This is a genomic window from Paenibacillus sp. P4_E11, assembly GCF_056401635.1.
This window is the reverse complement of sequence record NZ_JBFUIX010000153.1, coordinates 1-7756: the sequence shown is the minus strand read 5'-3', so window position 1 is coordinate 7756 and position 7756 is coordinate 1. Positions and strand designations below refer to the sequence as shown.

At 47.5% G+C, this 7756-nt stretch carries 7 protein-coding genes and 1 pseudogene; 3 read left to right on the top strand and 5 right to left on the bottom strand.

Annotation, left to right across the window (positions count from 1 at the left end; translation table 11 throughout):
- On the bottom strand, positions 1-1469 hold a 1469-nt coding region (locus AC1DWB_RS29705), incomplete at its 3' end, for an RNA polymerase sigma factor (RefSeq protein WP_477544712.1).
- A gap of 253 nt (positions 1470-1722) precedes the next feature.
- On the opposite strand from AC1DWB_RS29705, the gene AC1DWB_RS29700 reads away from it, so the two are divergent.
- Positions 1723-3279, top strand: a complete 1557-nt coding sequence (locus AC1DWB_RS29700; protein WP_477544711.1) for an ABC-F family ATP-binding cassette domain-containing protein — start codon at positions 1723-1725, stop codon at positions 3277-3279.
- A 106-nt stretch (positions 3280-3385) separates the two neighbouring features.
- Here AC1DWB_RS29700 and AC1DWB_RS29695 read toward each other — a convergent pair whose 3' ends face one another.
- Both AC1DWB_RS29695 and AC1DWB_RS29690 read right to left on the bottom strand, forming a co-directional pair.
- Complete coding sequence (locus AC1DWB_RS29695) at positions 3386-4408, bottom strand: phosphotransferase enzyme family protein (protein WP_477544710.1); 1023 nt, start codon at positions 4406-4408, stop codon at positions 3386-3388.
- A 180-nt stretch (positions 4409-4588) separates the two neighbouring features.
- Complete coding sequence (locus AC1DWB_RS29690; RefSeq protein ID WP_477544709.1) at positions 4589-4747, bottom strand: hypothetical protein; 159 nt, start codon at positions 4745-4747, stop codon at positions 4589-4591.
- A 586-nt stretch (positions 4748-5333) separates the two neighbouring features.
- On the opposite strand from AC1DWB_RS29690, the pseudogene AC1DWB_RS29685 reads away from it, so the two are divergent.
- Positions 5334-5615: pseudogene (locus tag AC1DWB_RS29685) on the top strand (PIN domain-containing protein); the annotation flags it as partial.
- A gap of 126 nt (positions 5616-5741) precedes the next feature.
- Here AC1DWB_RS29685 and AC1DWB_RS29680 read toward each other — a convergent pair.
- Complete coding sequence (locus AC1DWB_RS29680) at positions 5742-6167, bottom strand: hypothetical protein (protein ID WP_477544708.1); 426 nt, start codon at positions 6165-6167, stop codon at positions 5742-5744.
- Positions 6168-6192: 25 nt separating this feature from the next.
- Here AC1DWB_RS29680 and AC1DWB_RS29675 point away from each other — a divergent pair, with 25 nt between their 5' ends.
- The gene (locus AC1DWB_RS29675) at positions 6193-7098 is read left to right on the top strand and encodes a serine hydrolase domain-containing protein (RefSeq protein ID WP_477544707.1); all 906 of its coding nucleotides are present in this window, start codon (positions 6193-6195) and stop codon (positions 7096-7098) included.
- A gap of 10 nt (positions 7099-7108) precedes the next feature.
- On the opposite strand, the gene AC1DWB_RS29670 is transcribed toward AC1DWB_RS29675, so the two are convergent.
- A partial coding sequence (locus AC1DWB_RS29670) for a 2-phosphosulfolactate phosphatase (protein WP_477544706.1) occupies positions 7109-7756 on the bottom strand: 648 nt, incomplete at its 5' end.

Below are 7756 nucleotides of genomic sequence, written 5' to 3'. Positions count from 1 at the left end.
GCGTCATGCACAAGCTCAGTTGTATAGGAATTGCCGTCTGCGTCGATGCTTCCCTTCTCGTAGGCTTCGATCCACGCCTCATACGCCTGCAGTCCGTTCGCACACATCTCGAATGCCGGTTCCTTCCCGTTGGCATGATCTAATATGATCTGAATCGCTCCTGCCAGGGCTTCGGTCTTCGTTATATGTACAGCATTCGTAATGGCCATCACGAGCAATTGATTCGTCACGGTTCTTCCCAACCGATCGTATGGGAGTCGTTCATGCTCCTCCGGCCGACGGTGAAAGCTTATATTGACGTCGCCCACATACAGCTCCCGAGACTCATCATCATAGCCATAAATAATACCGAATTCCGGCAGCGTCAAGTCGAAGGACAGCACGTAATGCCCCTTGTCCAACGTATCCTGGATGAGCATCCACGCTTCCTCTAAAGTCTCACTCGCATGCACGGCCGTCTCCATCGTAGAGGGGAACGTGCCAGATTGAGCACGAACGATGCGACACTCGAATCCCAGATTGAGCATACCTGCAGGGAGAACCCGGCTCCAATCATACAGAGTGGCCCCCGCGGTATGAATCGAATCCTTGACGATCATAAGTCGGAACGCTTGGCCCGTTAAACCGAGCACTTGTGCGACAGATCGCGCATGCTGATCGGTCGTTTCGAGTATGCCGTACATGTTGAAACCTGCCGTCGTCCACGGCTCATGCGACCATTTGTTAGGGGACTTCCAGTGCAGCACTCTTGGTTTTGGCAAAATGATTGTCATCATCTGTTCATCCATCCTTCTCTTCGTCATATAGCGGTCCAGGTCATGGCGGATTCGTTCCTGGATCATCTTCTTCTTGGATCGAGACAGCACCATGTATACATTGCCTGTGGTCGTACGGAACAGCTCGGCAATTTCCCTGGGTGTCAGCTGTTCGAAGAAATACGATTCAAAAAACTTACGTTCCCGCTTCGTAAGGCATTGCAGCAAGTGCTGAATCGTCTCCACCCATTCACGTCGAATMAAGCTTGCGGCGATGTCCTCCTGCCGATCATCTGAACCATAACGCAGCTTCAACTGGTGCAAAACCTCGTCCAGGCTGCCCCGTTCGGGAGCTTGACTATTCCCGCTGGTACGCGGCATGAAACTCGTTAATGGCTGTTCCCGATTAGCCAATTTCAGCTTATTGTAAGCTTGATTCTTCACGATCCGTTGCAGCCAAGGAAGGAACCGTTCGGGATTCATTAACGTTGCTAAGTGTAGGAACGCTTTGAGCAGCGCCTCCTGTACGATATCCTCGGCCGAATGAGTGTCTTTCACTACCGACTTCGCCCAGCCGTACGCCTTGGCATGATGCCTTCGAAACAGCTCGCCGAATGCTTCTCTTCCACCATCCCGAGCCTGCTCGACCAACTCGGCGTCCGATTGCTTCTCTACCGTGTTCCTCATCCCGAAATGACCTTTTTCCTCGAACAAGATAACCCTCCATCATTCCCATGATCGAACCTGATCTATAGACAATTCGAAGCCTCAAAACCTAACAAAATTTCATTAATCCGTCCTGTCATCTCCATAATCGTATTGTTGATCAGTATACCAAACATTTGTTCTCGAGCGACAGGTACATCATCTATTTTTTTCTTAAATGGCAACATTCCCACGTTGAGTTGTTCGACCCATAAAGCTTATAATAGGACGAGAAAAAGTTTAATAAGAAAAGGTGTCACTCATGAGTATTCTAAACGTAGAACGATTAAGTCACGGCTTTGGAGATCGGGCCATCTTCAACGATGTATCTTTCCGTCTGCTCAAGGGCGAGCATATCGGACTCATCGGCGCCAACGGCGAAGGCAAGTCCACCTTCATGAACATCATTACAGGCAAGCTCCAGCCGGATGAGGGTAAGGTCGTATGGTCCAAACGGATGCGTGTCGGCTACCTCGACCAACATGCGGTGCTGAGCAAGGGTTTGCAGATTCGTGATGTCCTTAAGGGAGCCTTCCAATACTTGTTCGACCTGGAACAAGAGATGAACGACGCGTACGGCAAGATGGGCGAAGTCTCGCCCGAGGAACTGGAGCGCCTACTTGAAGATGTTGGCACGATCCAGGACACGCTGACCAACCAAGATTTCTACATGATCGATGCCAAGATCGAGGAAACCGCACGCGGACTGGGGCTTACCGACATCGGGCTAGATAAGGACGTCAATGACCTCAGCGGCGGACAGCGGACGAAGGTCCTGCTCGCCAAGCTGCTGCTCGAGAAACCCGACATTCTCCTGCTCGATGAGCCTACGAACTATCTGGACGAGCAGCATATCGACTGGCTGAAGCGCTACTTGCAAGAGTATGAGAATGCCTTCATTCTCATCTCGCACGACATTCCATTCCTGAATAGCGTCATTAACCTGATCTATCACATGGAGAATCAGGAGCTCAACCGTTACGTCGGCGACTACGAGCATTTCCAGCAGGTGCACGAGATGAAGAAGCAGCAGCTGGAGTCGGCCTACAAGCGCCAACAGCAGGAAATTGCCGACCTGAAGGACTTCGTGGCCCGGAACAAAGCGAGTGTCGCGACTCGTAACATGGCGATGTCGAGACAGAAGAAGCTGGATAAGATGGACGTCATCGAACTGGCCAAGGAGAAGCCGAAGCCTCAGTTCCAGTTCAAGGAAGCGAGAGCATCCGGCAAGCTGATCTTCGAAGCGACGGATCTCGTTATTGGTTATGATTCTCCCTTATCTCGACCGCTTAACTTGCGCATGGAACGGGGTCAGAAGATCGCATTGGTCGGGGCGAACGGGATCGGGAAAACGACGTTGTTACGAAGTATTTTGGGCGAGATCCAGGCCCTGTCCGGCTCCGTTCAACGCGGCGAGCATCTGTATATCGGTTACTTCGAGCAGGAGATGAAGGAAGCCAATTACAAGACATGCATCGAGGAAGTGTGGAATGAATTCCCTTCCTACTCGCAGTTCGAGGTACGTGCAGCATTGGCCAAGTGCGGCCTTACCACCAAGCATATCGAGAGCCAGGTTGCCGTGCTTAGCGGCGGCGAGAAGGCGAAGGTGCGTCTATGCAAGCTGATCAACAACGAGACGAACCTGCTCGTGCTCGATGAGCCGACCAATCACTTGGATGTGGATGCGAAGGAAGAGTTGAAGCGTGCGTTGCGAACCTTTAAAGGCAGCATCCTGCTCATCTCTCACGAACCGGAATTTTACCGCGATATCGTAACGGAGACGTGGAACTGCGAATCTTGGACGACCAAGGTGTTCTAGGAAGGACGTGTGACGTTGCCCTTTGGCTGCGCCATCGATAGCATATGTAGAAACAAGCCACTGGATCTGCACCAGTGGCTTGTTTTTTAAGTAAATGATTAGGAAGCTACTCCTCCATTCGCACAGGATCGATCACAGTGAATAGAAACCGAGTATCCGTCAAGTAATCCCGGATGTACGCCTGTGCGTACGGTTGTTCAGCGATTAGACTGGATGTTTCCCTCGGATCGGAGGCATGATGGCAGTAATTTTCGATCATGAACATGACGAAGAAACATTCCAAGTTCCGAACATAATCCGACTCCAGCTTTCTTATACTCTCATAGCCTTGAATCAACTTCCATCGATGCTTAGGATAAAGTCCTACTAAGGTGCCTGCCATATCGTAAAGGAAGTACCCGTATCCACATCTGCCGAAATCTATTGGGTAAGGGTTATCATCGTTGAACACTATATTCCCGGTATGAAGATCCGCATGAATGAGTCCGTAGTTCTGGACATTCTGGTACATGGCAGCAAGCTCGGATAAGATTTTATCCGCAGCAGCCTGGTACGACTTCCATGCATCCTCCGATAAGAAACAGGCATAATAACGTTCCAACTTAGCCATTTCACGTTTGAAATTGTCTGCTCCCCAGACGGGGCGAAAGAAATCAGAAGGTGGAACGAACTTCACCGCTTCTTCATGAAGTTTTGCCATCATCACGCCCATGTTGTACACACCGTTATCCGTAAGTGGCCCTGTTGTATGTTGTCCATCTACCCACCGCATCATCGTGACATAGGGCCGCCGATAGCCCTCTTCGGTATCGATCTCCAATACATACGAGCCGTTACAGCTTGCTATCCCTTCAGGTACATGGAGATCAGCGGATTGGTTCAATGCCTGAAGAAAAACAAGTTCGGAACGAATCTCCTCTTGGCTGAGCCGCTCCGAATGTATACGAAGCAGGTAACATTCCGCTGAGCTAGTCTCGATTTTATACGTAATCGTATCAGAGAGTTGAATGAATTGAATGCGATCCCATTCCAAGTCATATTGTTGTAGCGCCGATAAAGCAACTTTCCTCGCCCGAATGAGCAATGACCGCCTATGTTCATCCGTATCAAATAGGAAAAATTGTTTCATATCATGTCTCCTCTGTTTCGGTAATTAACTGTTGTTCGGCCTATGATATACGTTTCTGGTCTCGATATGCGATCCACAATTTTTCAAATGAACCAATGCTTAGCACGGCGTCAAAAGTATGATCTGCGAACGGCATTTCTTGAGCCTTAAGTTTCATGCCGAGCACTTGATGATCTTCACCTAGGGCAATCGCATGGTCACGTATTCCCCCCCATCAGTCCAGGGTTCCAGCATTACCACATTTACATTCCAGTACTTGGCGATGGTAGCCGCTATTTGTCCGGAGCCTCCTCCGACTTCCAGCACTCTCATACCCGCACGTATATTTAAAGCCTCCACAAGCGTTAACTCCAAGGCCCCCTAATTGTGCTGATGAAAATGCTGCTCCCGATGAGTACGTGGTCAAAATGTGGTCAAGTGGTGGTCAGTACAAAACATTAAAAAGCGTGTGGTGCTTCAGCGTCAGTATCCAGTAGTTCCATTATCGGGTATAATTATTGTGTAATGAAAAACGAAGAGCTCGCATGAATAAAACGATTCGGGATCATATTTCATAAAAGGAGTGATTTCCCATTTCAATAGTACGCAAACTCCATCCTCATATAGCAAAAGACTTAAGGGAGTTTTTATCTGAAAACAATATTTCCACCAAGAAGCTTGTCATAGATCTTGAAGCAGAAACTATTGAGKACTTTGATGATTACTCAGTCGATGACATTTTAAGTGTAGCTGGAATTCTGAAGCCCGGGGAAGCGCAAGAATTATTAGACCACATTCAGGAGTCACGGGAGGGCTGGGGAAAGTGACCCAAAACCACTCCGGATATTTATTCGATTCGAACATCGTCATCGCCATTCTGGACAAGATCATGCCGCTGTTAACTTAGTGCGACAAGCCCCAGAAGAAAAACGGCGAATATTCCTTTTCGACGATTACGGAATGTGAAGTACTTAGCGGTATCAAACACAATCAGTTCTTATTCGCAGAAAGGTTATTCTCCTCTAGGCATATGATACATGTCGATTCCGCTGTCGCAAGAAAAGCAGCTTCCATGCAAAGCGAGCAAAGAAGCAAGGGACGGAAAATAAAAACTCCTGATGCGCTCATTATTGCAACTGCCTTTACAGCTAATTTGGTACAGGTCTCCCGGGATTCAGACATGAACTTTGTTACGAATGAATATGGGATGACTTTGTTGAAAATATAGGGTTACTGCGATGAAAAACGATAAGGATACACTAATTGGAGAGTTAATGAAATACTTTAATCCGCCCTTTCTGGGCGGATTTCTTTATTCTTATCCTTTATTTAGCCGAATGTCGTCTTGCAGTCGTCAAAACGCTTTACTGTTTTTAAACCGCTGAGGGTTACTTTTTATAGCTTCAAGTATTTTCTCTCTTTGCTTATCTGACATTTGTATCATCGCTTGTTTTCGTTGTTCGGCTAGATATTGAAATTCAGTAAACAAGGGAGAAGTAATATATTGAGGATTAATGAGAACATATTTTCCTTCATTGTACACCAAAGTATTTTCCCCAATAAATATTCTCTCATATCCTTCTATCCATGCAATCGGCTGACTGATTGCCTTCGGCGATATTATACGAGAAACATCGATATAGAGAGATTTGATTTTCTGAAAACCCCCTTGCATGGCTTGGTTAGGGGAATCTATGTTCGATTCACAGAGGAGAACCTGCGTTTTTAAGGTTTGATAGTACAGCAGCCTGTCGTTTACTATGGGGTAACCAGTATCCATGTAATCCATAGAGGAGCGATGTTAGATGGATCTATCCATTCAGACCAACCGTGCACAATTCGAGCCCTTACTAGCTCATGTGGAGCAAACTAGACGTACCATCCATGCCACAGCTGCTGCTGTTGTTGTCATTCAGAACGATCAGATTGTCACCGAATGGTATTCCGGCTTTCATCACGCCAAGTCTGGGGCTAGCCCTGTGACTCCCTCTTCTCAATTTAACGTCTATTCGATTAGGAAAACACACATCACGCTAGCTCTAGCTTTCGCTGTCATTGAAGCTGGTCTCGATCTCGATTCGCCGATTCATCCGTATGTGGACGATATTCCACTAGAAGAACTAGAAGCGATTACTGTAAGAAACGTACTGACTAAGACGAATCCGAAGTTTTTCGGACCCGAGAAAGTAGAAGGAGAAGGGTTGGCCGCCAGAATCATTAAGAACGTTACAGGCAGAACGATCTCGCAATTGATTACGAAGAACATACTTGAACCGCTGCAGTTAACGAACACCGAATGGGTTGCAGTACCGAAAGAAAGTTTGGTATGTGATTTTACAGCAGGCGATGGATATGCATCTGTTAGATTGGAGTCAAATGAGGGGCATGAACGCAATCTATATATGAGTGCAAGGGATCTGGCTTACTGGGGATATCTGTACCTGAATAATGGTATTGTGAATGGGAAGCAGATCATCCCGCAAGCTGTGTTTGATCTTTCCCAAGAACTCAGAACAACTCCGGGTTACGCCACAAAACGGATTATGGGCTGGTATTATGGTGAGGATGTGTTCGAAGCATTCGGAGCAACAGGCTGTCATGTAGCCGTCATTCCGAAGTATAATGCAGTTGCAATCCGCATGTACAACCGGTATGCGTCAGAACATACGGAAACTCTACTAGATTGCTTGCAACAACATGTGACCAACTGACTGTACTTGATCAACTCTCGCCCAACCATTCAACGGCATTAATAAATCTGTCTTCATGTAATAAAGGGACAACTCGACTAACATTCAGCTGGGAACAATAAGTAACGTCTTGCTCAAATCCACGTTCCCGGAGTTCGCGGCCGCTCCCTGAATCCCAAATATGTGGGACAAGATCTTTTTTGGAATATTCAAATGCGCCTATACAAACTTGTGATTCCGAGGACTTGTTCCCGTTTAGATTTGAAAGAATAGCACCCGCACCCAAATAATCTTCAATACCAGGACGCATGTTATTTTCGGTATCCAAGGCGGCTTGCCACTTCTCTCCACAAGGAATTACAGTGACTTTAGATCCGGTTCTCTTCATGATTTCATTGGCAGTCTCGGCAACAGCTGTGGCATTAAGAAGACATCCTATTAGCAGAGCGGGTACTTGAGATGCAGCCCGAGTACATGCCGCGCCATTCAGTGAGCACATCACGAACTTCCGCCCTCGATCTCTAGGACCAAATGAGAGCGGCGATAGGGAATGCCCCCCATTCGTGGCTGCTTCTGCTCTCCCCCATACAAGTTGGGCATCGATTTCTCTGGCGAATGATTGGGCCTTCTCATTAATAGGGGGCGGGTACGGGAACACTATCGCTCCATGCTCGATAGA